The sequence below is a fragment of the Halodesulfovibrio sp. MK-HDV genome (genome assembly GCF_009914765.1).
Taxonomy (GTDB): Bacteria; Desulfobacterota; Desulfovibrionia; order Desulfovibrionales; family Desulfovibrionaceae; genus Halodesulfovibrio.
In genome coordinates this window covers 97,026-123,102 of record NZ_WYDS01000008.1, presented here as the reverse complement: position 1 = coordinate 123,102, position 26,077 = coordinate 97,026, and the positions used below count along the sequence as shown (strand labels likewise).

Below are 26,077 nucleotides of genomic sequence, written 5' to 3'. Positions count from 1 at the left end.
ACTACACTTCCTTTTTAGAGCCACCTTTCATAGCGAGTCCAACACCTTCACATAAGTGGAAAAGTGCATATCCCCACCATAGTGTGTAGATAACATAAAAGATCAAAGCAAAGGAGAGAATTCCATAACTATTCGAGGCTCTTTTTGGTTCAATACCAAAATAGTTATACCCCACTTCCACCCCTTTCAGGATAACAGCATTTACCACAACCGCCTCTGGGAACATTTTCTGACGTTTGAGTGCTTTTTCTGTTTCTTTAAGGGTCTGCCACCATCTATACATTACCACTTTAGGAAGCATACCATACCGTTTCATAAGCGTTGCTTCATCATTATAGAAGGCAGTATCGCTATCTGTAATTGCGGATGAAAGCATGGAACCGAGAGTTCCTGAAAACTCAAGGCTAGTTTCATCTTTCATTACAACATTACCTGTATTTTCGAGCAACAGTGCTGCCTGCTGAGCAACCTCCTGACTACTAAACTGTAATGAAACTGCGACCGCGGTATTTTCAACCGCCTGATTGTTCTCTCTCAAAAAGCCTATGTAATGCGTAGAGCCTTTTGAGATAGAGTTAAACAAATCATCCGAAGCCTGAAATGCACTCCTGCCGTTACCGAACCAAGGCATAAACATTCCCGCAAATACGCATCCAAAACTTATGGCCATCACCAACCCAAGCATGAAATTTTTATGATCTCGTATTAGCATCACTAATCCCTCCTCAGTGTTGGTATGTTGGTAACGAATTTAGAAATTACCCACAGAGCAAAAATAGTCACCACAATAAAGAATGCGTAGTTGCCCCATGTTGCTATTGTTTGTGCAAACTCCGGAGAAATATCCAGCACTTCCATTTCTTGTAATTTTGCAGGCAATGCCAACAGTCTGTTAACGAACCCTGCTAAAATTGCTGTTGCATAAAATCCACGGATATAGATGCCTTTTACAACGCGTGTTGTGAGTGCACCAAGCTGAATACCCAGCAAGGAGCCTAAAAGCATGCCCATTGCGAGTGTATAGAAGATAAAGCCATAAATGGCGTACTGTGTGATGGAAGCAAAACCGGCGGTAAAGATAATCTGTAAAATATCTGTACCAACAGTTGTAAAGCTCGAAACACCCAGAACATATACAAACATAGGGAAGGTAAGGAACCCGCCGCCAACGCCCATAATTGCCGCAGCAAAACCTACAAAAACACCACAGATTGCAACAAACACACCTGAAATCTGCTTGCCACCCGGAACCAGATCTTCGTCAAAGGTGATCATAGGCGGAAGGTTTACACCTTGCAGTTTAGACGCAAGTCCCTGTCCGTCTGCCGGAGTAGAACCATGAGCATCACCGCCGTCGTCCTGATTACGCAGCTTCAAAAAATCGATCAAAGAATAGAAGCCAAGGAACCCTAACAGCACAACATAAATGGCACTAATAAAGGCATCACTTAGCACAGGGTTAATTTCGTATAGTGCCCTGTTTACAAGGCCACCACAGACAACCCCGCCTAGAGAACCTACTAGAAAGGCTCCAGCAAGCTTAGGTGAGACATTACCGAGTTTTTTATGAATAACAGTCCCCATAATTGCCTTTGCAAAAATATGGAAAAGGTCGGTACCTACTGCCAAGATACCTTTAATGCCAGCACTCATAAGAGCCGGAGTAATAATAAAACCGCCGCCAGCTCCGATACACCCGGTGATAAGCCCTGCGAAGAGTCCGATAACAATTGAGACTGCAAAAATTCCAGGCGTGTAAAAAGCAGGTGAGTATGCCTTTTTTCCGCCTAAAATTTCCGGCATCACATCGCCAGCCACTGCCAGAGACACAAGAATTGCCGGTAGCGCGAGCGCCAAAAGTATCAGCATACGTTTTTTGCTTCGCAATATATTGTGCGAAACTTCTAACTCCCACCTCGCATGCGCTTGCGAAGCGGCCATAAATACAGCATAAAATTTCCTCATAACTTCCTCCTGGATAACTAACCACAAGTTCTGTGCGTAATGCTAAGAACGGTGTGAATTATGTACATTTGCAGCATCATGAACTTTGAACATGAGCTCATCGATGTCAGCAGGCTTCAACAAATAGTCATATGCCCCCAGTGCCATTCCACTGATAGCAACATCGAGATCTGCATGGCCTGTCAGCATAATTACTTCCACATCAGGCATGAGTTCTTTGATCCGCCGCAGTGTTTCAATGCCGTCAATGCCCGGCATCTTCACATCTAAAACAACAACCTTTACAGGTTCTGCTTCCAACTTTTCCAGTGCTTCCAAGCCGGAGGATGCAACGCTTACTGAAACATTTCTTCGTGCCAGCCTGCGCGCAATTACGGATAAAAAATCCGGCTCATCATCAACTAGTAATATTTTTAATTCTTCCATGTGATCACTTCTCCTTGGTCTGGACGCCTACAATGCAGGTAAAAAATCTACTTCTGCCACTGGCAGAGTTAGCGTGAAACTGCTTCCTTTTTCTGGGCTTGATTCCACGGTAAGCTTTCCGTTGTTCCGCCTTGCAAGAGAATGGGAGATTGATAAACCAAGACCGGTGCCATGCCCCGCTGCCTTTGTTGTGAAAAATGGTTCGAAAATTCTATTTTTAAGCTCAAGAGAAAGTCCTACTCCTGTATCTGTCACACGGATAAGAACCGTCTCTTTTGTGCTGAATGTAGATACGGTAACCCTGCGCACTTCTCTATTGCTCGCGGCTACAGCATCAATGGCGTTGTTAACAATGTTCAACAAGATCTGTTGCACATGACCGGACGATGCATACGCAGGCACAAAGGCATTGATTTGCGATTTAAACTCGATCCCAAGCTCTAAAGCCTTCGGCTGCAATAAGTGCATAACGTCCTGAACAACCACATTCACATCCACTTCAGCTTTATTCTCAGCACCCTTACGCGACATTCGCAGCAAGCCATGCGTAATATCCGCACATCGCTTACCCTGCTTGCACATCACATTCAGCGAAGCATCCATCTCTGCAAACGTTGCACACAGCGCTTTTCTAGGCTCTTTATTAAGCAATTCGACATGTTCCTGTAGATCTTCAAGCAGTTCCTTCACCCATCCAGCTTCCTGAATAATGATCGCGAGTGGTGTGTTAATCTCATGCGCGATCCCCGCGACAACTCTTGTCTGGGCAGAGAGCCGGTTGGATTCAATCAATTTTTGCTCAAGCTTTTCCCGCAGCACTGTCTCCTGAGCGAGTTTTTCATGAACAAAACTTGAAAAGATAACGGAATTAAAGATGGATGTAACAAGCAGAGAAAAAAACAGAGTCAGACACAGGCCAAAGGAAAAGGTTGCACCAGGTAACAGAGACTCTATGGAGACTCCGTAAAAAACACTGCCCGATTCCGGCATATAGACGTGCAGCCACACACTGGAGTTTGGAAGTGGTAATTTTGGAGCATATATTGAGCTTGAATGATCACCATTCTGAAGGTGAACAGCATCCACCAGTCGTAGTTGCTCAGCGCTATCTTCAATATTGGAAGATGTAATTTCATTGGATTCGTTCTGGATGATCCACTGCCCGTCGGGAAGCAACATTGACAGCTTTTCACGCAACTCTTGCGTAGTATGAACCTCTTTGTTCTCAACCATCGCCTGCGCATACCGAAGTGCAGGGGCTGCGGCATCATCCAGAAAATTTTGGACAACACGGCTGCATAAAACAACAGAGAGGATAAAAAGAGGACCGATACCAATCAGGAAGATTCTTGTTGCAAGCCAGCGGAAGGAGTTATGCGAGGAAATATACATATCCTTACCCCTCCCGCGTAGCTATGCATGACAACACAAAACAACTTGCCCCTACAATGTCTTCAGCAAACATCGAAATTCTCGCTAGCAAGTGCTTCTGTTGGTCGTACGGAACAGTAACGTTACCCAACAGGCGTGCCGTCGTTGAAAAAGAGAGGTATGCAATGCAACCAGACACAATGCTAGCCTTCCCAACAGAGCAGCAAACCGTAGTAAAAGATAAAAAAATATCTCTCTGGCTAACTACGGGATGCTTAGCTCCACAGGTGCCGTTCCCAATCCCGCCGTATAATGAAAAGAAGATGTCAATCTTTTCATCCCACATGCTAGAGTGACGAGCTTGGACAACAAGCACTGTCGAGAAGTTATATAGAGTTACATTGCATACCATGCCTTCTATTAGGCAAGTGGTGTGCCAAACATTACAACCGAACAGGAAACAATTAACATATTGATTTACAATACTTTTATGAGGACATAAAAAAAGAGTGCGCCTCAAAGTGGCACACTCTTTCGTCAGAATATTTTACGATTGATGTAATTTTTTTTTACAGTTCAATCTGTTGAGTACACATAACCATGCATACGGGGTTTACTCTTAAGAATCTATTCAACAAACAGGATGGCGCAATCTTATGCACTCACAAACAAACTAGATACCACACACGTTACAGGCATCTGAAAAAGCACCAACCCCCTAACGCACATTTTCCTTCAGCCCATACTTTTCAATCCTGCCTAGCAATGTCGGTCTGGACATTCCAAGCAATTTTGCCGCACGGGTTTTATTCCACGAAGCTAGTTCAAGTGCTTCAGAAATGACAATCGCCCCAAAGCGATCTGCAAGCGTTTCAAAAGTCTTTTCATGATGCTCTGTAAGTAACGTGCGTGTCACCCATGAGCGAACGTCTTCCTCATCACCTACAGTTTGAGGAGTAGCAGCGGCTCCCTCTACAAGCTTCACAAAATCGTCTTTATCTAGTGGAAGACCACGGCTAAAAATAAGCGCCTTATGCATTTTGTTGCTTAACTCACGAACATTCCCCGGCCATGAATATTTTTGCATCATAGCCAAAGCTTCATCGGTCAAACCGGGATTATGCATGTCTGATGCGCTGGAGTGCATGGACAGAAAATGCTCAGCCAACATAGGGATATCCTCTGTTCGCTCGCGGATTGGAGGAAGGGGGATGTTTACTACATTCAAACGGTAGTACAAATCTTCCCTGAACTCTCCATTTGCAACAGCCTGTTCCAAGTCTTTGTTTGTAGCAGCAAGAACTCGAACATCTACAGATATAGGATGGCTACCACCCAGTCGCTCTACTTGCCGTTCCTGTAGCAGGCGTAAAATTTTAGCTTGAATTGAAGTCGGCATATCGCCGATTTCGTCTAAGAAGACTGTTCCGCCGTTTGCCAGTTCAATCTTACCCGCTTTACGATGAGTCGCACCGGTGAATGCGCCCTTCTCGTACCCGAACAACTCACTCTCAAGTAACGTATCTGGAATAGCAACGCAGTTAATAACTTGAAATGGTGCCTTTGAACGCAAGCTATGCTTATGGATTGCCTGTGCAACAAGCTCCTTACCAGTGCCAGATTCTCCACGTATAAGAATGGTGGCATCCGTTGGTGCAGCTCGTCCAATTTTTTTGCAGACATCCTGCATCGCCCTGCTTTTTCCAAGAAGAATAGGTGTATTTGATGGCATAGGGGCAGTACGGGCATGAGCTGATGCAGCTTGAATTGCTTTTTCGATAAGGGATAAAATTTCCGGAACATCAAAGGGTTTCATGACATAATCAAACGCCCCCATCTTTGTTGATTCGATGGCAGTATCTGTGGTGCCGTATGCCGTCATAATAAGAACCGGCAGATCAGGATACAACGCACGGAGAGCCTTAAAAGTCTCAAGCCCGTTCATACCCGGAAGTCGAACATCCAACACGGCAATGTCCGGCCTTTCTTTTTCGGCCAATTCAACACCAGTTTCACCGCAATGCGCTTCCACAACCTCATACCCTTCAGTATGAAGAATATTCTGAAAACTTTTACGTAACTGAGCGTCATCATCTACTAAGAGAATTTTTGCCATGTTTCCCTCTTGTTGCAGGAAGCGCGAGTAAGAATGTTGTGCCCTTATTTTCAGAAGACGTTACATGCAACCAGCCGCCATGCTCTTCCACAATCCGTCTTGCAATGGCAAGCCCGAGCCCTGAACCCTCTTCTTTTGTACTGAAAAACGGTTCGAAAATTTGTTCTATAACATCCTCAGCAATCCCCGGCCCTGTATCTTCGATTCTGATAAAAACGATTGTTCCAAGCGGCTCAACCACATCCGTTTTCTCCGTAATAGTAATCGAGCCTCCTTGAACCATTGCATCACAAGCGTTCAGAATCAAGTTAACAAGTGTCTCTTTTAACAGTCCACCATCAATAGGTATCGCAGGTAAAAGTCCTGTTCGCTCAACAGAAACATTCACTTCCTGCGATTCAAACCGGTGCTTAAGGAGCCTAAGTGCCGTATCGACAACTTCAGATGGGCTTTGAATTTTCGCTTTTAATTTTGGACGGCGGGCAAATTCAAGAAAGTTTTTCATAATGTTATCAATATGCAGAATTTCTTCGCTCACAACATCAAAATCTTCCTGCTGTTGTCCATCCAACTGTAACGACCTTTCCAAAGAAAACAGTCGCATCTTTACAGAAGTAAGTGGATTTCGGATGGAATGGGCAACACCCGCTGCAAGCTTGCCGACAAGCGCCATTTTTTCCGACTGAAGGAGCGTTTCCTTATTCGCATCAAGCTCTTTCTGGGTGTCATCAATATGTATGATTAACGATTCAACTTTGTTACTTAATGTAAGCACATCGTTTTTAGTGGAAGGAGAAGCACTGTCACCAACCTCACCCGTGGCATGAGCAAGATTTCGAATAGGATCTAAAATTTTTCTGTATAAAAAGACGATAAGGAAAAGCTCGATAATTGCCGATAAAATCAAACCGGCCATAATTACCTTATTGACTATCTCAGCTTCTTCCGAAAACTCCTTACGATTCAATTCAATAGCCTGCACATAAAGCGTTCTGAACTCTTTGCTTAAAAGCAACAATGTGTTGAATTCATCGCGAATTTTCCAATGCAGTTCAGCTCCGGCGTCCGGATGTCCCTGCTTGTAACTTTCAATAACTTCTTTTCTGCTGGCATCATATTCTGCATACAAAGATTCCAACTCAGAAAGCACAAGAAGGCTTTCAGCAGAAAAAGCAGATTCCTTTGCTTTAACAAGCCATCCTTCAAAAAGTTCGCGCTTAGCATTAAGCTCTTTTAACCATGAATCATCATGTGAAAGCAGGTAGTAGGTAGTGTTTCCCTTTTGATCCATCAGTGATGCAGACAAACCATGTGATGCTTCCAACGCTGCCACATTTTTAGCAGAAAGCTGCACTTGCAAACTTTGCGTCCGGTTGGTGTACCACAATGTTATGCCTGCACCTGCCAGATTTAGAGCAATAACACAGAACAGTAACAACGCTATTCTCGTGCGTAATGAAAACATGCTTACAACCTTTTTACTGCTTTCCATAAAAAAATAACGGGCCGACCTTATCATGCAGGTAGACCCATTATACAAGTGCGCCAATGCCATAACCAATATCTACTCTGTGCATTCCACACAGGAGGCATCACTATGGTTCTACATTTATTTGCTCAAACGCTGCCATGATCGTAATGATTAGTGTTTCAAAATCTACTGGCTTTGTCATGTAGGCAAAAGCGCCTAATTGCATTGCCCGCGTTTTTTCTTTTTCACCACCATGGCCTGTTACAATAATTACCTGAACATTGGGATAATTTTCTTTGACCCGTTCAAGCACTTCCAGTCCATTAATACCCGGCATCATTATGTCGAGCAACATAACATCCGGAACTCCTTCTTGTACAATAGATAACGCCGTTTCACCGTCTAACGCGACTGTTGAGCCAAAATCACGCAGACGTAAACGCTCTGCCAGAGTTTCTACAAAGTCCTGTTCATCATCCACAAGCAATAGCTTTATTTCGCGCATCTCTACTCAACTCCACGTTAAATGGTTACAAGACCATAGCGTATCTGATCTGGTCTAAGCCCTACTGTTTCCATAAAGGACACAAATTCGTACTCGCATTCAGGCTGCGGAACCTCTTTGCCCATAAGCTGCAATGCAACATCCGGCTGTCCAGCTTCTGCGAACGTCAACGGAACAAAATAGTTATCCATCATGTCAAAAACAGTAGATTTTTTTTCCCGATCAACGCAGGCAGTCCAGTCACCTTCTGTCATTGCTGCACACACCATCTGTTCTTCAAACCACCCTTCTGCAGGGCTTGGAAGTTTTGCAATATCCCGTGCTGTGGAATGAAAGCCAGCTTCCGCAAACGTAGCTGCCGTAAACGAATTCTCAAGAAACATAAAAACATTCTGCATAACGACCTCCTTAATGCTCTGTCGCTGCTGATACCGACACCCATGCGGCGAGGCGTATCAACAACGACTCAAAACAGCTCGTAATCCTAAGCCTTTGACTCAGCTGAGAACGGCAATGTTACGGTAAACACGCTACCGGTTCCCACATGGCTGATTACTGAAATATCACCGCCTAACTTTCGGATAATGCCGTATGAAATAGCCAATCCAAGTCCGTTTCCGGCGTTTCTCTTTGTGGTAAAAAACGGTTCAAATATTCGGCTCATAGTGTTTTCACTCATGCCGCAACCATCATCGCCGATAATAATTTTGACCCCGTTTTCTACGGTTTTACTCTCAACATATATGACTCCGCCCTCATCTACTGCTTCCAGAGAGTTGCTGACAATATTAAGAAATACCTGCTGCAACTGCCCCTTATCGGACTCAATTTCTGACAACGATTCTTCCAACATCATATTTATAGAGATTGAACGTTTAGTGATTTCTTTTTCCAAAAATTCAAGTACTTCGCTCACTATCTCATTTACGCTCAACCATTCATTTTTTGCTTCAACTTTACGGGCAAATCCAAGAAGCCGGTGCGTAATAGCGCTACACCGCTCTACTGACGAAGTAATTCCGTTTATCTGCCGTTCAAGCACACCAGTTACTTCTGTTGCGGGTGACCTCGCCAGAATATCCATCATCAATCCGGATTTCTCTTTTATGACAGCAAGCGGGTTATTGATTTCATGCGCAACACCAGCTGCCAAGCGACCAATTGAAGACAGTTTTTGCGTGTGCTCAATCTCTTTCAATATATTTTCACGGCATTCATCCGCGAAAATTAACTGGCGAATAAGTATATTTGTCAGCCCGAAGGCAACTATGGTGATAAGAATTGCGCCGCCAATAAGGACACCGAGCAAATCAGTCCGCAACGAAAACCATGCGCCGGTTGCCTGAGCCGCAGGACGTACCGCCATTAACACAAATTCAGGTTGCATAAAGTTTACGTAGGTAGCAGAAAAATCACCTTTATCAGTCGATAGAAGCGCATTGCCGCCTCGATACTCTGCGTGAGGCAATTGGAATGGAACAGGGCTTAAGACAGAGCCGAACAATCGAGATTCCGTTTGAAGCACTCTGTTTCGGTTAAGCAAAAACGCATCCACTCCCGGGGCTAAGTTCATGAAAGAAATAAGCTTCGAAAAGGGCTCCGTTGCGATGGTTGCCCGCAAAACCCACGGCTCACCACCTGCGGTTACACTTTCAACCGCTATGGCAATATGAGGTAACTTTCGATAGCCCAAAAACACACTACTTATATATGTCCCACGCACTCTGGTTTCATTGAACCAGTCATGCTCTGAGTAGTCATTTCCCAACAATTTATATGGTCCGGCATAGGCGACTTGTTTTCCTTCAGAATTGATCAGTCCTAGATCAACAAGCCCTTCAAATTCTTGTTTTGCCGTATGAAATATCTTCCTGATGCTCTGTGTATCTGACAGCTCTTCAAAGCTATGGGTTGCTGCAATAAAGCTCACAGCAGAAAGACGTTCATTCAAATACAATTCAAAAGAATATTTTGTTTTATTTACAAGGCTCAACATGGAAAGACGCTGTTCTTTATCCAACGAAGACTTGTAGATATGAAAATTAATTAACGCCATAAGGCATAATGGAACAAGAGCGACCAAACCAAACAGACCAATCATCTTAAACCGCAGCACATTGTACCGCCGCAATCCGGCTTCTTCTTTAGGTACAAAGTACTTCACAAAAAAATTTGATAAACGGCTTAATGCAATCATGTACGAATCCACACTATAGAAAGTCATTACAAGGCTTATGGTCATTCCACTTTATGAGATAAAGGCAAAACACATGCCATACTTTTAGTCTTTCAAAACAGATAGTTAGATTTTTACACCATTCCTATTACGCAAAAAAAACGTCAGGTCTTTTTACAATCGTAAAAAAAACTGACGCATACATCGGCAAAATATGAACCTACAGCAACTACTACAAATGGCTTCCCAAAGGGTATAAAACACCCAATCGCGTGGCTCATTCAACATAAACACTTCTGGCAGACAGGAGCCTGAAACTCCTTCAGCACGAACCCAAAAGATACGACCGTTTCGAGCACGTTTTCAAAAAATACCTAATCTTTTTTATAGTTATAAAAAATATGATCATAAAGAGTTCTCAACCTGCTAAATTAGTACGGAGAATCCCTTTAAACACACGGTTTCCGACGATTCAAGTTCCAAACTTCTAATTGGACTTTTCACGTCAGAGTCGTATATTTTATAATACGTTTTTTTTATAACTCAAACTTCAGGAGTCAGCCATGCTCGTTGATTGTTTCAAAGATGCTGACAATTCGTTTAAGGTGTATTTTTGTTCTGCGAGCAAAAAACATGAAGCCATTCCAGAGACGGCGCAACTTGTAAGTTCGCAGCCCATTGAAAAATGGCAATGTGCAGCGCTTTACAGAAGCTACAATATCTTTGAGGAAATCCAGAGCCAAGGGGTCTGTATTGTTGACCACGACGTTAAAGGTTAGCCCGAATTTCTATAAAAATGTCCCGCACGAGAACAACTCATGCGGGACATTTTGCGTTATGTAATAAATAAGGAACGAGCGTGAAGAACAGCGAATAAGCACCACTAGGTTACGTGGGCAGCTTTGCAGTTCGCTCAGTAGTTTGCTCTGTCGCTAGACTACAAGCTGAATTTCGCTCTCTGAAATGTTTTGTCCTATTGCAATCAAAAAGTCGGACATTGCATCTGAAGGATGCGGAGTAATATCGTACCGCCCTGCTACGTACTGAACAACGCTCGGATTTTCATCACCAATGAACGTCAGTGCACCTTTAACGCGATACACTTTTTCAGGAAGAGCCTGAATCCATGTCTCAAAAGCCTCCCTCTCAATTTCCTTCGGAAGTTTAATTGAGATTGAAGACATATTGTCGTGCGTATGGTTCCGCAAATCTGTCAGCAACAATGGCATCCTTTTTTCCCTCGCATTTCGGGGAACATCGGATTCCAATGCAGAAGGATGTACATCACCATGAACAGTTTCCAGAACAGATGCCCGAGGGTTCATTCTACGGATCTCTTCATGCAGAAGTGCCAGCTGCTCTTGTGTGACCAGATCAACTTTATTCAACAGAATTGTATCTGCCATAGCAGCCTGACTCCGTGCAACTTCAAAGTTTTTCAGGCACCGCACGCCTGCTTCAGCATCAAAAACCGTGGTTACAGAGTCAAAAACAATCAAGTCTTCCAGCTCTGCAATCTCTGAAAGCAAGTTAGCCGGATTTGCAAGCCCTGTCGTTTCCACAACAATATAGTCCGGCTGGAATATCTGTGTAAGTTCAATCGCTGCGGCTTTTAACGAGCCTACAAGCGAACAACATACACAGCCCTCATCCACCTCTGTTACGGCATATTCCTGCCCGAGGATTTTGCCATCCAGCCCTTGCTTGCCTATTTCGTTCTGCACAACTGCTACAAACTGATTTCGTGCAATCTGGTACTCTATGAATTCTCGTAAAAAGCTTGTTTTTCCTGAACCCAAAAAGCCAGTCAGAATAATCAGGCGTGGCTTATCCACAATTCCGAGTACTTTTTTATCGAGACTCTTGTGTTGTGAATCCGGTAGCGACTGCCACCAAGCTTCTTCAGCATATTCTTCAGGAACCTGCTCATTACGACACCAAAGATCATGCAACGAGTCACTCCATGACGGATCATGCAGGACGGTGTTTGCACTATCAGGAATGGTGCCGTACTCAAGTACCAATTGTTTTTCGTGCTCATCCGTGTCCGGAACCGCATAACATGCGCCCTTGGCAGTATAGTGAACCATACGCCCTTCGCGGATACGCTGCATCATCCTCCCCGGTTGATGCTGCATACAGTACGAAGCTGAGGCCGCAAGTACGCGGAAAAAATCGTATGCTATATCCCAAGCGGGAATATTCTGATCAAAATCTCCGGCAGCAATTACTTCTGCCAACTCTGTGCCCTCTCCAGCTACCACACCATCGACAGCAACAGATGCTAAACGCGATGAAGACTCCAAACCTAACGTAAAGCCTGTTCCATCAGGTAACACCGCAACATGCACGGCACCTATCGTAAAGGCATCACACAAGGCTTCATGCTTCACATATTCGCGCAGCAACGTTTTATACTCTTTCAATTGCGTAATCAGTCCTGCCTGAACAGAAAATGATTCAACTATGTCCTCATCCGGCTGTGGAAAATAGCTTACAGGAAAAACACCGACAGAAACTCCGTCCTGTTCCACAACAGTTGCTCGACGAATTCCGAATACACCGGAATACCCCGCGAGTTTCATCGTCCATGCATCAGAAGCGAAACAGCAGTCTTTGACACCGCGCCACCCTAACTGAAAACGAATTCCCGGAATAAAATTAGAACGGACAATGATTGCCTTCAGTACTTCTGATGCCGCAACATCCGGTTCCTGCAAGGCAACATGAGGACAGATTGAACTTGGAATCACGCGCATAAAAACTCCTGGGAGCCGCCTGAAGCCCCTTTCGGGAGCGTAGTGCTTCAGGCGGTTCAAATGACTTACTATCCCCTTTGTAGGGAGTGCAGGGGAGTTAGGGAGCTATCCAAATGTAATGGTATCACCATTACCAAGATAGGCTGTGTCTTTAGAACGGAATTGAGCGGTGCCTTCTACGACAGGGTAGCCGGCGTTAATGAACTTCTTGGCACACAACACACCCGTACAATGGTTGCAGCCAATGCGCTCAAATCCGTATTTCCCTAGGGAGATAACTAAGTCGTCATATTTTGGATCCCAGTCGTCAAACGGAGAGATATGCAGACCGCCATAGATTCCATGGAAATTGTCGTTCTCGTACGCAATTTCCTGATAGGCAGTTTCTGCGAACCGGATAATGCCCTGATGGCAACAGCCGGTAACACTTACAAGCCCTTTATCTGCAATGTTGAAGTACAATGACTGTTCACCGTACACTCGGCAGATAATCGGAACAGGGAATACGTAGGTTGCAAATCCCGGTGCGACTTCAAATAATCCGTTTTTAACGGTATGAACCTCACCTTTGTGCCCGCAGTCCTTAATGTATTGCAGCCCTTCTTCATAAAACCCTTCAGGTATATAAATGGTTATTTCCGGATCATATTTTAATGTAACCGGCAATCCCCAGTAATGGTCAAAGTGTTCGTGGGAAATGAACAACGCTTCAATTTCTTTGTTCCGCAGCATGGTATCGATGCCTTCGCGCTTAAAGCACTCGTCCATCCATTTGTATGACCAGCCGGAATCCAGCAGAAACTTACGCTTGTTACCATCCATTTCTTCCATTTCAACGAGGCACGAGTACCCACCAGCGTTCTCTGGATGAATGCAATTCTCTAAAACTACGTCCCACGCCTCATCAAGACGATCAGGAAGGAACTCTTTAATCTTGGCCATACCATCTGCGTATGAACCTTTGCCGAGTCCTTTTCCATTACCGAACGGTGGCCAGTTGTAGTCGTACTGGTTTACAAGCAACCCGCCACCTTTTTTAATATCACCAATCAATGTGGCGTTATCAAACCAGCTTGTTTCTGAAATGTTTGTAACGTGGATAGAACGGCATACACCGATATCTTTTTGCTTACGCTCCACTTTTGGAAACATTTCTTTACGGGCATCAGAGTATGAATACATACCCATGGCTGCGAATACACCAACGCCAACACCGGTGGCTGCGCCTTTTAAAAAGTCACGGCGTTTCACTTCTTTCTTTTTAGTAGTCATGACAGATATCTCCCTTGTACTACTTTAGAATATCGACGGCTGCGTACAAACCCGGAAGCGCGTAGATGGTAAATGCATAGAATGCTACCCCTGCGAGCGCGCCCATACCCAATCCGGCACCGAGACTTGGAGACCAGCGTACATCATCAATTTCTGCCTGATGCGCTACATGATCTGCTTCAATTTCTTCCACAGTTTTCGGAACCATTTTCCAACCCGGCCAGTTGTCCATAAACCAGTGGTTTACGAGCCAAATATTTACGAGCCAGATCATAGGAATCATAGGAAACTGCTGCGGATGCGAGAATCCTTTCTGTGTTCCGAGGAACAAGTGGGAAACTTTGTAGTAGCCGATGTACAGTGCAATAGTGGCAACCAAAGTAATGATGGTTCGCACAAGCACGTTAACAGGCATACTGAATTTTTTTGGCCAGTTACCGCAATAGAAATGAAGGAAAAGAGCCGGAACAAGGAAGAAAATAGCCATCTCGCCTACGTGTAACCAACGCCAGTCCGGTGCAAAGGCACGACGGGTACCGCGAATAGCCTCACCCCATGTCAGTTCCTGTGCAAAGTACAAGAAGAAGTGCATGGCAAGAGAAATAGCAATAATACCAAAGAATAACGCGAAGCGTCGTAACCACGGATGACGGATAAGATTGAACGGGTAGCGTTGCCAGATAGTTTCAACCAGCCAGACAACAACCGTACAGCACATAATCCATGAAACATGGAAGTTACCGGAAACAGTATTAGCAAACTTTTCCCAATATGGCGGTGCAATAGATGTAAAAGACTGCCAAGGGTGGTAGAGAATACCCATGTGTGGATGCATGGTTACAAAATACACAATGGTTGAAAGGAAGAAGGTGCAGATAAGCATACTGAACCCTTTTGCAGGCTGTGGGAGTTTACTCCACGGCTCTTCTTCCATTGCAACAACCCATGCAGGACTAAGCCATGATGCAATAGCTGCAAACATGAGAATAGCTAGACAGGAATATTCTACTGCAAAAAATTCTGTAATTCCGGGAAGCTTTACCAGCTGATCCGGATTAAAATATGCGAGCCCGTAGTTACCGAGCAAGCCTTCAAAAAAGCCTTTGATGAGGATATACAACACACCCACAGATACCGCACTGAGCACGATCCCTTTAGTGAGAGGGTGAGTAGATTCTAACCATTTGCGTTTAAACGGCCAGAAGTTGAACAAGTATACCATCCAAATCATAACGATCAGCCACCAGCGTGTGTACATGTACCCAACATACGGAGTATACATGCGCATAACACCTCGTGGATCATGGAAGAACCACCATGTGGCGTAAAACACGATCAACGTGAAAAGTAGATTAAGCAGAGCTGGGGTTGGTCCAGACCACCGTTTTACAAGCTTTCGCTCTTCTAAATAATTAGTCCCGTACCGTTCCATTAGCGACCTCCTATTCCCTTGCGGAATGCATTTGTTCTATCAACAAGACTCTATGAAGAATTTTTGCAGCTTTCCAAGGCAGCTTGGATAGCCCGACACACCTCGTCGCTATCAGCATCTGGCGATAGCCCCAGTCGTTCTGCTTCCATTGCAAGCAACTCGGCTGGAAACTCGCTGAAGAGCTCCGTACTGACTTCAATAGAGTCCGGATGTTCATTCACAATATCAACCGGTGTCTCATCAACGGATGATGCAAATGTAAATGGTGCAGAGAGAAAGCCCCTTCTGGTCAGTTTCATGACCAATCCCCCTCATACTCCTGCATTGCAGCAAAAACCAAATCTGTTGCTTTCACATTGCAATGCACTTCGGCTGCGTATGAAAAAAACAAGATATACCTTTTCATTATCTCAGCAGCGTGACCCCTATCCCGCTCCCGCAGTGCATGAATTAACTTCACATGGGATGCGAACAACTTGTTTCGTTGCTCTTGCGTCAATCTGGTAATCGTTGTTCCTAACGAATCTGAATAAGCGAAAAGATGCTCAACAACCGCCACTAAATATTGGTTATTAGTACCTTGCGCTAAAATACGGAAAAAGCTCAGCACATCGTCGTAGATCATGGGTGTAGCACCGGACAGCAGGCTGCGAGACAGCGCAATATTTGCCTGCTGCAATTTATCAATAAGCCGCACCCCTATATTATCTGCACTCTGTGCCGCAACAATTGGGAGAATCAAAAACGACCCCTCATTTCGTTCTGCCATTTGCCTTTCAGAGTCATGTCCGCTTGATTCCTGTACATCTTCAAATTCGAGTAAACATGTATGTAAAAAGGTACCGCTACCTTTTCGAATGGAAACAAGCCTGCATGCTTCAAGCTTATGCAAAACATTCCTCAGCGTATTTCGGGAGACTCCCAGAAGTGGTGCAAGCACCCTTTCCGGTGGCAGGCGGTCTCCGGGCTGAAGATTATGTTCGTGCACAATGGCTGATAGCTTTTTCAATAACTCCTGATAACCTTTCACAGTCCCTCCAGCACAGATTCTGCTGTATTGCTACAGGTTAGAGTAAGTAGGTAATTACATGCGCAAAAAATCAATAACAATAAAAAGTGTTTTTTTATGCTACTATTGACCCAATCTAATCAATTTGTAACCCAAAAATACAATTGGGTGAGCCAATTATAATAAAAAACCACCCTAACTCTCGTTAGGGTGGTTTAATTGTGGGTCATTTATCTTAAACCCGATATATTTAGTCGACTATATTTTAGCGTGATCCTGCCTACGCCAAGGACGTGCAACCTTCATGAAAGGCTCTAAAACATCATCATACGAATCAATCAATTTATCTTTAAAGGCAGCCGTCTTTTTAGAACAGATAATTACCACGCTACGAAGCACTCCCCGTACATAATACGGTTTGGCATAGTAGGAACGAATCCCACGCGGAACAAACAAAGCCCAGTCGATGGGCTTAATGCTGTCCAGCGTGTCATCCACAATAAGATAGTTAAGATTGTACCGTTCAATATCTTGAGCAATTGTTCCCTTGTATGGGTAAATTTCTCCCTGAACAGCACCTTCAAAAACTTTACCACTGTAATGCACGCTTACTTTATTTTTTCGGGTCTGCACATCTGAAAACAACAAACCATCCGTATGTTCCTGCTGATGCAACCGTTCGTGCATAGCCATCAACGCATCCGAAATATTGATTTCATACTGGCTTCCGGTTGGCGCCACAACTGCCGCGGCCTTATCTTCCTTCAAAACAATTTGTGCACCTTCGACAAGCTCTTCTTCAGCTATCTTTGTTACCACTGCGGCAGTGTCTGTAACATCGCTTAATGTGCCGTGGTAATAATTAGGGTCGCAAGAACTACGTGTACCAATGAGCTTAAGCCACATGAGCACACCAGATTTGTTGATAATACGAAAAACAGTAGAAGCACTTTTGCGCTCCTTCATTTTATCAAAAAAAGCATCTACACGCCCTTTTTCACCAGGCAGCAATAACTCATCCCTAAAGGATATATTCTTCATAAAAAGTGAAGTATCCTCACCTAACCCTTCGATGACGAATTCATTCAAAATCTCAATTCGAGAACGGGGAATCTCAACTCTCCATAGCAGTGCTTGAAAATCGTTCACAAAACATAACAGATCCTGATCTGATATATTTACTAAGGCTCTGATACACCCATTTTGTTCCTGATACATGCTCAATCCGTCTTTAAAAAATGCGAGTTGGTGAAACAATACGTACAAGAGGCAAAGATATGAAGCTCTCTGTACAAATTGCAAGCTCTAAAAAAATAAGTTCTTACTTTTTTCTTCAACTAAAATAACATATTGTTTTTAAAAAGAAAAAATAAAATATAAATCTTAAATCAAATTCATTGACATAACAACATATGACATAGCAAGATTATGGTTCTGCAAATTTATTGCACATTACACGTCATCAATCTGGTACTTTTAGACTAGACAACTTCCTTGCGAAGAAAATCTTATGAATAGCCCATCGGTAACAACCTTCTATGGAAAGTCACACTTTCCTCACAAGCTTGACATGATGAAGTATCTATGTCGGATTATGTATGTCATCCTTTTTGCCTTAGATGTCCATACTAAGCATTTCAAACAAAACTTGATCTTTTTTAGGTACAATCAACAAGACCCAACGAGATAATTATGCACTCTCCATTACCAGAACCACAAACCGGCACGCACAGTAATACTCCGGTGTTGACATTTAAGAACGTCAGTTTCACATGGCCCGGTGGAGCCGGTCTACACAACGTTTCATTCAATATTCCGCAAGGCCAGTTTGTTCTCATCTCCGGCGCATCCGGTTCTGGAAAATCAACACTCCTACGGCTTGTTGTTCGTCTTGAAGAAGCCTCTGGTGGGGAGATACTATTACGCGGCACTCCAATTACGTCATTCTACCCGCCCACCTTGCGTGCGCATATAGGATTCGTGCAACAACAGCCGACACTTGTACCAGGCTCTGTACGTCAAAACCTGCTATTCCCATTTGCACTACACAGCAGAAAGAACTGTATGCAGCCAGAAGAAGGAAGACTTCTTCAATGGCTTAAAAAATTAGCGTTGGAGAATGTTTCGCTGGATGCACCTGCCGAAACACTGTCGGTCGGGCAGCAACAGCGCCTCTGTTTCATCCGTGCAGTACTTACCGATCCTGACGTAATCTGTTTTGACGAACCAACAAGCTCTCTTGATCTTGAAAGCAGAGAGCGCGTTGAACAAGCAGCTGAAGAACTGGTGCAGCAGGGAACATCAATCATGATGGTGAACCACACAAGTTACCATCCAACCTGTCCGCATATGCATATTTCCGTTGCAGACGGCACTGTGAGCATACTTCCATGACATCATTCATCTCCATATCATGGATACAGCTTGTCATAGCTCTCGGGCTTGTAAGCATATCCGCAGCAGCATCATTGTATTATCATTTAAAGCTTGAGCGCGACTTATTTGTAGGCGTAATCCGCACCTTTGCCCAGTTGCTGGCAATGGGGTATTTGCTGAACATTCTTTTCGGCCTCGACAACGCATTCCTTGTACTGACAGTCTACGCCATCATGACATTCTTCTCTGTGCATATTGTCTACGGGCGAGTGAAAGAAAAGCAAGTGGCCTACTTTGCTCCCACAACTCTTGCAGTAATGATCAGCTACACGCTCATCACAATTCTTGTTACGAAGATTATTATCGGCGCAGATCCTTGGTGGAGCCCGCAATATTTTATTCCTATTGGTGGAATGGTGGCTGGTAACTCCATGAATGCCCTTTCCCTTACCTTGGAACGGTTCTTTTCAGAACTACGCTCAAAGCGCGATCAGGTTGAAATGTATCTATGCCATGGTGCAGACTACAAAGAAGCCACAGAAGAAATTTTTCGCACATCACTTCGCGCAGGTATGATTCCGGCAATTAACTCTATGATGAGTGTCGGACTGGTCTCCATTCCCGGCATGATGACCGGTCAGATCCTCGCTGGAGTTGATCCACAGGAAGCCGTCCGCTACCAGATCGTCGTTATGCTTATGATCGTCGGATCAACAGCCCTTGCGTCAATTCTAGTACTACTGCTGGTTCGCAAACGCTGTTTCACTTCAGCAATGACACTTGTACTGACAAAGCACATCCCGTCATAATATTTCACTGTACGTTACTGCTGAATAACATCCGCAATGTTGATCAACAGACAAAAAAAGAGCCTGACACCAATGTGTCAGGCTCTTTTAATAGCAGTGTTTATCGTCTAAACGCGTTTCAATCCTTCAATTACCTGTGATAATTCACCGGAAAGACGCGCAAGTTCTGTCATCGCCAATGCTGACTGACTCATAGATTCAGCAGTTTCACCAGCGATTCTGTTCACCTCTTCTGTGTTCTGACTAATCTGTTCAGAAGCAGCAGACTGCTCTTCAGCAGCGGTAGCAATTGTTCGCACCTGATCAGAAGTATCTTCTACGATACGGACGATAGCACCAAGGGCTTCACCGGCCTGTTCAGCCAGTTCTGTACTTGAGCCAACGGTTTTAACTGCACCCTGCATACCTACGATATTTTCGCGGGTTCCTTGCTGGATTGCAGATACTGCTCGCTCAACCTCAGAGGTTGCCTGCATGGTTTTTTCGGCAAGTTTACGAACTTCATCCGCTACTACAGCAAAGCCTCTACCTGCTTCACCTGCACGTGCAGCTTCAATCGCAGCATTGAGGGCAAGTAAGTTAGTCTGATCTGCAATATCAGAAATAACGCTCATAATGTTACCGATACCTTCAGCCTGTACACCCAAATCACCTAAACCGGATTCCAGTCTACGCGCCTCTTCGTTCACACGCTGAATCGATTTGACCACGCCTTCAACAATTTCTCCACCGGACTCTGCATTAACACGGGCTTCATCAGCACTTTCAGCTGCCCGACCTGCGTTCTGTGCAACTTCAAGAACGGTCACGTTCATCTGTTCCATTGCGGTAGCAGCTTCTGTCGTGCGTTCGCGCTGAACATCAGCTCCACGGCTTGCTTCATCAACCTGAGCTGCAAGTTCATCAGAGGCAGAAGAAATCTGCATAACAATACCTTCAAGTTGTGATGCCGCCTGAAGCATACCTTCACGCTTTGCAACTTCAGCCTGAGCACGGGCTTCTTCAGCCTGCCCCAAAGCAACCTCGGCCTCGCGGCTTTTAGTCTCGGCTTCCTGTGTTTTATCATCAGCCATGCGCATATTCTGCACCAGCTTGAGTACCATGTCTTTCATGGCAAGATGCAATGTCAGAAACTCACTAGAGAAACGGTCGTCCTCCGGCAATGCATTGTAATCACCAGCTGAAACATCCTGTGTAGCTTTAATCAATAATGCAAACGGCTTGGTGAGATAAGTGACAATACCAAAAATCACCAATGAAATAAGCAAGATTGCTATAACTGAGAAAATCAAACTGAAATTAAGAAACTCGTTTGCGTCCTTAAGAATAGTCTCTGTAGGGATAATAACGAGGATACTCCAAGGGCTGTCTGTTCCTGTAATAGTGATCGGCTCAAAAACGTACATGTTCTCTTTGCCGTCCAAAGGAGATACTGCTGTAAACTGGAGAAACTCTCCGTTCTTTACGGCATTACTTACCTTGTTTCTATCTTCAGGAGAAAATGCTTCTGTAATGTTCTTGCCTACAAGATCCGGATTTGGATGCGCTACAAGGTAGCCGCTTGTAGACATAATTGCAGCACGCCCTGTGCCCATCGGCTTAATTCGCTGAATCATCTCGTCAAATGAAGACAAGGTAAAATCGACACCGACAATACCTAAGAATTTTCCTGCTTCAAACAACGGAACACAGATGGTAGCCATGTATTTTTTCGCAACAGGTGCAAAATATGGCTCTGTTAGTACAATAGAACGTTTGTCTCTAGGTTCCATGTACCAGCTTCTGTTTGTTTCAGGACTGTGCTGTGTTAAATCTTCAGCCTTAAATGTTCCGTTAGCTTTCCAGAAATATGGACCATATCGTCCGTCTGCCCCCCACCACTCACGTTTGCCAGCATGTTCAGCGTCACGACCATCAAGACCGTTCGGCTCAAATACTGCCTGAATACCATAAAAAGATTCACCGTTACGAATAGACTCTTTCATCATGGTATCGATTACGTCTCGATCCATTGTCTCAGGATTGGTGCGCATTGACCGGATAACTTCGATCAATGTCTGTGAGACGTTAAGCGCTTCTTCGATCTCCAGTTTTACCTCGTTACCGTATTTCCCCCCAACAAGCTTAGCTTGTGCCTTTGCCTGTGCAACAGACATGTCACGTGCTTCTCCAGAAAGCTGGAATGAATACACGCCAAAAACAACACACATTGCAATACACAAACAAAGAATAATCTTATTCCTAAACTTCATGCGATCGAACATAGTATACCCTTCTAACAAATACGAACGTCACTGCCCCCAGTGCCTGTTCATTTGTGTTAACCGTGGATAAGCAAAGGGAATAACCACCCCATGTTTCAGCCATTGTGCCGGTCGCAATAATCCAGACTTGATGCTATAAAAAGCATCAACTGCCCTCTTATGCCTTTAATATTGTCAACAAAACAGTCAGCATACGTCTATACTGACTGTTATCCAAGTGAGCTTTGAAAAACTAAGTGTTTATTCACATATTACCACTATGGAAATATGGCTCTATATTCAGCACATACGTCAGCAAAATCTGCCGACATCTTCCTATCGGCTAACAAATAGATAACATTACTAGAAAAAACGCACTGTATCGTTGCAATAATCCAACATATAGAGTTAACCTCTTAATTACTATGAGGTTAACTCAACGCATTATTTTACCGATACCTTTCAATAACCCCTGAAGTGAATACATCTTTACTAAGTAGTTACGTACTACAGAGGTAGATAAAGAGTTCTGAAACATTAGTTTTGCAAGGAAACGAGAGTTCTTCTGTGCCATTTCAACCCGTTCCTTTTGGCGTATTACATACTTTTCCAATGCTAAAGCAAGATACTCTACATCAGTACGAGACAATTCATCTGCAAGAACAGACGCTGAGTTCATCGCCATAGACGCGCCTATACCCGCAGTAGGTAAAAAGGCAGTCGAGGAATCCCCCAACAGCACAACGCGCTTAGAAAACCATTGTGTTGCACGGCAATCTTCCATGTCCCAAAAATATGCATAATCAAGCCCTTCCAAAGACTGCAAGGCAGAATGCAGGATTCCGGCAGGTAATTTCTTGCGCAGCATCTCTACAAACTCTGCGGCTGTGGTTGTAGAGAGTTCTTTCTTATTTCCGCCCAAAAAAACGGCAAGCTTGTTCTGGACTGGATAGAGTCCGATAAACCAACCATCAGCCCACAGTTCTCTATAAGTCGCTTCATCAAAACCTTCCAAGGAACGCCACACGCCCCAGCCACCCCAGCCCGTCGCCTTGTATGCGAACTCATTTTGGGAAAAGATCATTCCTCGAACCTCTGAATGCATCCCGTCTGCTCCGACAACAAGATCAAACTCATGCGCTGAACCATCAGAAAAAGTCACAACGGCACCATGAGGGTTGTTCTGTATATGCTGAACCGTTGTATTGTAGAATACGTTTTCCTGGGGAACGGTGCTTCGTAACAAAGCAAGTAATAAGCCCCTATCCACTCCGCGGATATCCCCGTACCTATCTGTGAATTCGGCCAGCGGAAATTCTTTCAACACATCACCGGTTGACTCGTGCAGTACATACCGCTCCATTCTCCGGCTTATCTGCCGGTACCTGCGGTACATACCAAGCCCATGCAGAACTCGCGCGCCTAAAGGATACAAACCGAGAGCATACCCACCTGCATCATCTTTACTTCCTCGCTCAACAACTACAGGAGTTTCGCCGTGCTGATACAGCAACGCTGCCAGCGTACTACCTGCTATGCCGTTACCGACAATAAGAATGCGTAGCCGAGCCTGAGCCAGCACAGAGTTCACACAACCACCAACAGTCAAACGACACTCTTTACTTTGCGTACTCATAACACTCCCCCTTATGTAAAAGGACTTGCCCTATAATACGAAAATAACGGCCGGACGACCTGTATATTGTGCTCCCCAAGCTATAAATCCGTTGAATTTGCTCCCTCGTGATCCACAAAAAAAGCCTCCCTATTTAGGAAGGCTCTTTATAACAATGTAAATTTATGGCTACAGTCGGTCACATGCTTCAGCATTTTTTTTATCATCTTCCAATGCCTGTTCCCATGCAACTCTACTGATGGCTCTAATTTCAGTATCTCCATATTCCTGAACCCATGTATCCGCCGAAGTTGTGCCGTCTGTAATAAAGTAAATACGCTCAGGTGCCTCTGTATTTGTTACAAGTACATCAGCATTAGGAAACATTTCTTCAAGAGCAGTGCGCACCACTTTACAGTATTCTTCCCGTTCTTTTATAGAAGGATTCTGAACATCAGTACGCAACACATTATATTCAATTCCTTTAATCCGTGCATAGTCGTCGTACATTTTTTGCCCCTTTTTGGTGACAATTTTACCACACCCTTCGGACAGAAACAGCAGAACTCCACCCATTGCTTACGATTAATCATCCCTCACAGTAAAACAGACTATGTAGTTAAGAATTATTAAGCACAGTTAACGACACTTATACCAAAAATGACTCAGTATTAAGTCACCTCCATATTCATAACCTCAGAAAAACCCATGTCGCTCTCTGTGGCGTTGTGGAGCGTGACGTATGCAGGGACGCATCCAACCTCGATATTTCCAATTCTAGTTTTTTACCTTACCCAGATGATTATCGATAGCTTCATCATTTCACGCCTCAAATTACGCGATTACACAGAAATCGAGTAACAAAAAAGCGCGGCCTGATTTGACCGCGCTCTTGGTATCGTATCTATTTTTAGATCGAAAATCCGGCTCGCTTCCAAGCACGAATTCCGCCATCAAGATGTATGAGCGAAAGCCCCGCATCTTTCATAATCTTTTTTGCATGTTGACTGCGATTACCGGAACGGCAATACACTACATACGTTACATTTTTGGGCAGACTGAACACAGAACGTTTAAAGCTGGATGCTGAAACAGGGAAAAATTCCGCACCCGCAATATGCCCTTCAGAATATTCCTGAATGGTTCGCACATCGAGAATAAGAAACTTCTCTGTTGTCGTATTAATGTAGTCATGCACCTCAACCGGAGAAGCATCAATAACCTTTTGTGCCTGCGCAGTTACTGCAAGCAGCAAAAACCCCAATACCAGAACAATCTGTAGTCTCTTCATATGTTGCGGCTACCCTGCAATGTTATCTACCGGTTGTCTTTGAAAGCTATTTGACTGAAAAGACAAGCTCAACACGTACACTGCATGTAGATGCCTGCGGCTCGTACATGTTTTCATCTGCTACCATAGCAGATTTTGCCAAGTACATACGCGGTGCAGCATCTGAATTGATAACTGCAGTGTTGATTCCACCAAGCTTGCTATCCATCAACATTGCCATAACTTCAGCACGTTCTTTACCACGCTCAACAGCCTGTTTTAACGCTTCTTTCTCACATGTGCGACGGGAGGCTTCATCAATCAGGGTATAGAGCTGTGAAACTTCTTCCACACCACTTTTCAAAACAGCCTGAGTTACATCCTGAGCTTTTTTAAGATCAAGTACTGTAATTGAGTAGCTGGTTCGAACCTGATAGCCAATAATCGTATTTTGAGAATCTATCCGCTTGTAGTGAGGGGAAAAGGACGCATTTGCATCAAAATCTTTAGTGAAGGACTTTGCAAACTCCAAATTCTTTTTAATGGTGCCCGTTAATGCTTTTGCCTGCTCAGCAAGTTTATCTTTTGCTTCCTGTGCAGTCAGAGCTTTACCCTGATCCTGTTTAAGAAGCACAACAGTCACCTGAGAAAAAGAAAGAGTACCGGATGTCGGCATAACTTTAGATTTGCCAGTTTCATTCAAAATAATCTGTTTCGGAGGCTCCGGCGCTGCCGAAGAGGTCTGGGTGAACACCGGTGCCAACAATAAAGCAAAAACAATAAAAGCTGAAATATATCGCATACGTTTTCTCCTGATTATTTCTAAGATTTTCAGACGCCGCACAAAGTAGGCTTTGCACTGCGTTACTATATACGCATTCTTCTCAAAAGTTCATATTTTTTCAATGTGTTTTTTGGCTACACAAAATTTTCTAGCTGCAAAAAAGAGTAAAGCTATCATTAAAAGATTCCTGACGCTAACTTTTGCCATTACAGCAACACCTATTGGAACAGTGTTCACAAAAACTACAATTTAGGAGCTATTATCCACCCGATTTGTGCAATTTCTTTCAACATTTTCTCACATTGTATCCTCGTACCAATAAGAACAGATAACATACATTAATAAATAATCTTCTTGTTATTTTTTTGACATAATTTTGACATGTTTCTAACCACTAACTTGAAAAACTTTTTCCGATTCTATTGTCTTAACCGGTTACATACTCTATTAGAGGCGAAGAATAGGTCGTTCGAGTTTT

General features: G+C 44.0%; 23 protein-coding genes. 3 read left to right on the top strand and 20 right to left on the bottom strand.

Annotated elements, in window-relative coordinates; genetic code table 11:
* Nucleotide 1 precedes the first annotated feature (1 nt).
* The 9 genes from MKHDV_RS08255 to MKHDV_RS08215 all read right to left on the bottom strand — a co-directional run bounded on the left by MKHDV_RS08255 (nucleotide 2) and on the right by MKHDV_RS08215 (nucleotide 10,051).
* Entirely contained in the window at nucleotides 2–715 is a 714-nt protein-coding gene (locus MKHDV_RS08255; RefSeq protein ID WP_160714164.1) for a hypothetical protein, read from the bottom strand.
* Nucleotides 715–1,965 carry a sulfite exporter TauE/SafE family protein gene (locus tag MKHDV_RS08250; protein WP_160714162.1) on the bottom strand — a complete coding sequence of 417 codons (1,251 nt, stop codon included), beginning with the start codon at nucleotides 1,963–1,965 and terminating at the stop codon, nucleotides 715–717. Before MKHDV_RS08250 ends, MKHDV_RS08255 begins: the two co-directional genes overlap by 1 nt.
* Nucleotides 1,966–2,007: 42 nt before the next feature.
* Nucleotides 2,008–2,391 carry a response regulator gene (locus tag MKHDV_RS08245; protein WP_160714160.1) on the bottom strand — a complete coding sequence of 128 codons (384 nt, stop codon included), beginning with the start codon at nucleotides 2,389–2,391 and terminating at the stop codon, nucleotides 2,008–2,010.
* Nucleotides 2,392–2,418: 27 nt separating this feature from the next.
* Complete coding sequence (locus tag MKHDV_RS08240; RefSeq protein WP_160714158.1) at nucleotides 2,419–3,783, bottom strand: sensor histidine kinase; 1,365 nt, start codon at nucleotides 3,781–3,783, stop codon at nucleotides 2,419–2,421.
* A gap of 697 nt (nucleotides 3,784–4,480) precedes the next feature.
* The gene (locus tag MKHDV_RS08235) at nucleotides 4,481–5,878 is read right to left on the bottom strand and encodes a sigma-54 dependent transcriptional regulator (RefSeq protein WP_160714156.1); all 1,398 of its coding nucleotides are present in this window, start codon (nucleotides 5,876–5,878) and stop codon (nucleotides 4,481–4,483) included.
* Nucleotides 5,853–7,343 (bottom strand): sensor histidine kinase, encoded by a 1,491-nt coding sequence (locus MKHDV_RS08230; protein ID WP_216846891.1) that lies wholly within the window; start codon nucleotides 7,341–7,343, stop codon nucleotides 5,853–5,855. The genes MKHDV_RS08235 and MKHDV_RS08230 overlap by 26 nt, the downstream gene beginning before the upstream one ends.
* 130 nt (nucleotides 7,344–7,473) lie before the next feature.
* Nucleotides 7,474–7,854: a response regulator gene (locus MKHDV_RS08225; RefSeq protein ID WP_160714152.1), complete on the bottom strand. Its 381-nt coding sequence runs from the start codon at nucleotides 7,852–7,854 to the stop codon at nucleotides 7,474–7,476.
* Nucleotides 7,855–7,871: 17 nt separating this feature from the next.
* On the bottom strand, nucleotides 7,872–8,252 hold the full coding sequence (locus MKHDV_RS08220) for a hypothetical protein (protein WP_160714150.1): 381 nt from the start codon (nucleotides 8,250–8,252) through the stop codon (nucleotides 7,872–7,874).
* Between the two features lie 86 nt (nucleotides 8,253–8,338).
* Nucleotides 8,339–10,051, bottom strand: coding sequence for a PAS domain-containing sensor histidine kinase (locus tag MKHDV_RS08215; RefSeq protein ID WP_160714148.1), 1,713 nt, complete (start codon nucleotides 10,049–10,051; stop codon nucleotides 8,339–8,341).
* Nucleotides 10,052–10,593: 542 nt separating this feature from the next.
* On the opposite strand from MKHDV_RS08215, the gene MKHDV_RS08210 reads away from it, so the two are divergent.
* Nucleotides 10,594–10,809, top strand: coding sequence for a hypothetical protein (locus MKHDV_RS08210; RefSeq protein WP_160714146.1), 216 nt, complete (start codon nucleotides 10,594–10,596; stop codon nucleotides 10,807–10,809).
* Nucleotides 10,810–10,962: 153 nt separating this feature from the next.
* On the opposite strand, the gene MKHDV_RS08205 is transcribed toward MKHDV_RS08210, so the two are convergent.
* The 6 genes from MKHDV_RS08205 to MKHDV_RS08180 all read right to left on the bottom strand — a co-directional run bounded on the left by MKHDV_RS08205 (nucleotide 10,963) and on the right by MKHDV_RS08180 (nucleotide 17,651).
* Nucleotides 10,963–12,789: a GTP-binding protein gene (locus tag MKHDV_RS08205; RefSeq protein WP_160714144.1), complete on the bottom strand. Its 1,827-nt coding sequence runs from the start codon at nucleotides 12,787–12,789 to the stop codon at nucleotides 10,963–10,965.
* A gap of 105 nt (nucleotides 12,790–12,894) precedes the next feature.
* The gene (locus tag MKHDV_RS08200) at nucleotides 12,895–14,061 is read right to left on the bottom strand and encodes an MBL fold metallo-hydrolase (protein ID WP_160714142.1); all 1,167 of its coding nucleotides are present in this window, start codon (nucleotides 14,059–14,061) and stop codon (nucleotides 12,895–12,897) included.
* A gap of 19 nt (nucleotides 14,062–14,080) precedes the next feature.
* Nucleotides 14,081–15,493, bottom strand: coding sequence for a hypothetical protein (locus tag MKHDV_RS08195; RefSeq protein WP_160714140.1), 1,413 nt, complete (start codon nucleotides 15,491–15,493; stop codon nucleotides 14,081–14,083).
* A 50-nt stretch (nucleotides 15,494–15,543) separates the two neighbouring features.
* Complete coding sequence (locus MKHDV_RS08190; RefSeq protein WP_160714138.1) at nucleotides 15,544–15,792, bottom strand: hypothetical protein; 249 nt, start codon at nucleotides 15,790–15,792, stop codon at nucleotides 15,544–15,546.
* A complete protein-coding gene (locus MKHDV_RS08185) occupies nucleotides 15,789–16,523 on the bottom strand; it encodes a FadR/GntR family transcriptional regulator (protein ID WP_160714136.1) in 735 nt (244 codons plus the stop codon). The genes MKHDV_RS08190 and MKHDV_RS08185 overlap by 4 nt, the downstream gene beginning before the upstream one ends.
* Nucleotides 16,524–16,760: 237 nt before the next feature.
* Nucleotides 16,761–17,651 carry a hypothetical protein gene (locus MKHDV_RS08180; RefSeq protein ID WP_160714134.1) on the bottom strand — a complete coding sequence of 297 codons (891 nt, stop codon included), beginning with the start codon at nucleotides 17,649–17,651 and terminating at the stop codon, nucleotides 16,761–16,763.
* A 543-nt stretch (nucleotides 17,652–18,194) separates the two neighbouring features.
* Here MKHDV_RS08180 and MKHDV_RS08175 point away from each other — a divergent pair.
* The gene (locus tag MKHDV_RS08175) at nucleotides 18,195–18,896 is read left to right on the top strand and encodes an ATP-binding cassette domain-containing protein (RefSeq protein WP_160714132.1); all 702 of its coding nucleotides are present in this window, start codon (nucleotides 18,195–18,197) and stop codon (nucleotides 18,894–18,896) included.
* Nucleotides 18,893–19,687: an iron export ABC transporter permease subunit FetB gene (gene fetB, locus MKHDV_RS08170; protein WP_160714130.1), complete on the top strand. Its 795-nt coding sequence runs from the start codon at nucleotides 18,893–18,895 to the stop codon at nucleotides 19,685–19,687. Before MKHDV_RS08175 ends, fetB begins: the two co-directional genes overlap by 4 nt.
* 107 nt (nucleotides 19,688–19,794) lie before the next feature.
* On the opposite strand, the gene MKHDV_RS08165 is transcribed toward fetB, so the two are convergent.
* From MKHDV_RS08165 to MKHDV_RS08140, 5 genes are all read right to left on the bottom strand, one after another.
* Nucleotides 19,795–21,951 carry a methyl-accepting chemotaxis protein gene (locus MKHDV_RS08165; protein WP_160714128.1) on the bottom strand — a complete coding sequence of 719 codons (2,157 nt, stop codon included), beginning with the start codon at nucleotides 21,949–21,951 and terminating at the stop codon, nucleotides 19,795–19,797.
* A 415-nt stretch (nucleotides 21,952–22,366) separates the two neighbouring features.
* Nucleotides 22,367–23,566, bottom strand: coding sequence for an NAD(P)/FAD-dependent oxidoreductase (locus MKHDV_RS08160; protein WP_160714126.1), 1,200 nt, complete (start codon nucleotides 23,564–23,566; stop codon nucleotides 22,367–22,369).
* 168 nt (nucleotides 23,567–23,734) lie between these two features.
* Nucleotides 23,735–24,055, bottom strand: coding sequence for a hypothetical protein (locus tag MKHDV_RS08155; RefSeq protein ID WP_160714124.1), 321 nt, complete (start codon nucleotides 24,053–24,055; stop codon nucleotides 23,735–23,737).
* 400 nt (nucleotides 24,056–24,455) lie between these two features.
* The gene (locus MKHDV_RS08145; protein ID WP_160714120.1) at nucleotides 24,456–24,836 is read right to left on the bottom strand and encodes a rhodanese-like domain-containing protein; all 381 of its coding nucleotides are present in this window, start codon (nucleotides 24,834–24,836) and stop codon (nucleotides 24,456–24,458) included.
* 46 nt (nucleotides 24,837–24,882) lie between these two features.
* Entirely contained in the window at nucleotides 24,883–25,617 is a 735-nt protein-coding gene (locus MKHDV_RS08140) for an SIMPL domain-containing protein (RefSeq protein ID WP_160714118.1), read from the bottom strand.
* Nucleotides 25,618–26,077 lie beyond the last annotated feature (460 nt).

Bases quoted from the DNA above. Each gene is read 5' to 3' on its own strand.
- fetB (WP_160714130.1), top strand. From the start codon at position 18,893: ATGACATCATTCATCTCCATATCATGGATACAGCTTGTCATAGCTCTC.
- MKHDV_RS08215 (WP_160714148.1), bottom strand. From the start codon at position 10,051: ATGATTGCATTAAGCCGTTTATCAAATTTTTTTGTGAAGTACTTTGTA.
- MKHDV_RS08145 (WP_160714120.1), bottom strand. From the start codon at position 24,836: ATGAAGAGACTACAGATTGTTCTGGTATTGGGGTTTTTGCTGCTTGCA.
- MKHDV_RS08245 (WP_160714160.1), bottom strand. From the start codon at position 2,391: ATGGAAGAATTAAAAATATTACTAGTTGATGATGAGCCGGATTTTTTA.
- MKHDV_RS08220 (WP_160714150.1), bottom strand. From the start codon at position 8,252: ATGCAGAATGTTTTTATGTTTCTTGAGAATTCGTTTACGGCAGCTACG.
- MKHDV_RS08205 (WP_160714144.1), bottom strand. From the start codon at position 12,789: ATGCGCGTGATTCCAAGTTCAATCTGTCCTCATGTTGCCTTGCAGGAA.
- MKHDV_RS08165 (WP_160714128.1), bottom strand. From the start codon at position 21,951: ATGTTCGATCGCATGAAGTTTAGGAATAAGATTATTCTTTGTTTGTGT.
- MKHDV_RS08155 (WP_160714124.1), bottom strand. From the start codon at position 24,055: ATGTACGACGACTATGCACGGATTAAAGGAATTGAATATAATGTGTTG.
- MKHDV_RS08190 (WP_160714138.1), bottom strand. From the start codon at position 15,792: ATGAAACTGACCAGAAGGGGCTTTCTCTCTGCACCATTTACATTTGCA.
- MKHDV_RS08225 (WP_160714152.1), bottom strand. From the start codon at position 7,854: ATGCGCGAAATAAAGCTATTGCTTGTGGATGATGAACAGGACTTTGTA.
- MKHDV_RS08195 (WP_160714140.1), bottom strand. From the start codon at position 15,493: ATGGAACGGTACGGGACTAATTATTTAGAAGAGCGAAAGCTTGTAAAA.
- MKHDV_RS08250 (WP_160714162.1), bottom strand. From the start codon at position 1,965: ATGAGGAAATTTTATGCTGTATTTATGGCCGCTTCGCAAGCGCATGCG.
- MKHDV_RS08175 (WP_160714132.1), top strand. From the start codon at position 18,195: ATGCACTCTCCATTACCAGAACCACAAACCGGCACGCACAGTAATACT.
- MKHDV_RS08140 (WP_160714118.1), bottom strand. From the start codon at position 25,617: ATGCGATATATTTCAGCTTTTATTGTTTTTGCTTTATTGTTGGCACCG.
- MKHDV_RS08230 (WP_216846891.1), bottom strand. From the start codon at position 7,343: ATGTTTTCATTACGCACGAGAATAGCGTTGTTACTGTTCTGTGTTATT.
- MKHDV_RS08240 (WP_160714158.1), bottom strand. From the start codon at position 3,783: ATGTATATTTCCTCGCATAACTCCTTCCGCTGGCTTGCAACAAGAATC.
- MKHDV_RS08160 (WP_160714126.1), bottom strand. From the start codon at position 23,566: ATGAGTACGCAAAGTAAAGAGTGTCGTTTGACTGTTGGTGGTTGTGTG.
- MKHDV_RS08210 (WP_160714146.1), top strand. From the start codon at position 10,594: ATGCTCGTTGATTGTTTCAAAGATGCTGACAATTCGTTTAAGGTGTAT.
- MKHDV_RS08235 (WP_160714156.1), bottom strand. From the start codon at position 5,878: ATGGCAAAAATTCTCTTAGTAGATGATGACGCTCAGTTACGTAAAAGT.
- MKHDV_RS08200 (WP_160714142.1), bottom strand. From the start codon at position 14,061: ATGACTACTAAAAAGAAAGAAGTGAAACGCCGTGACTTTTTAAAAGGC.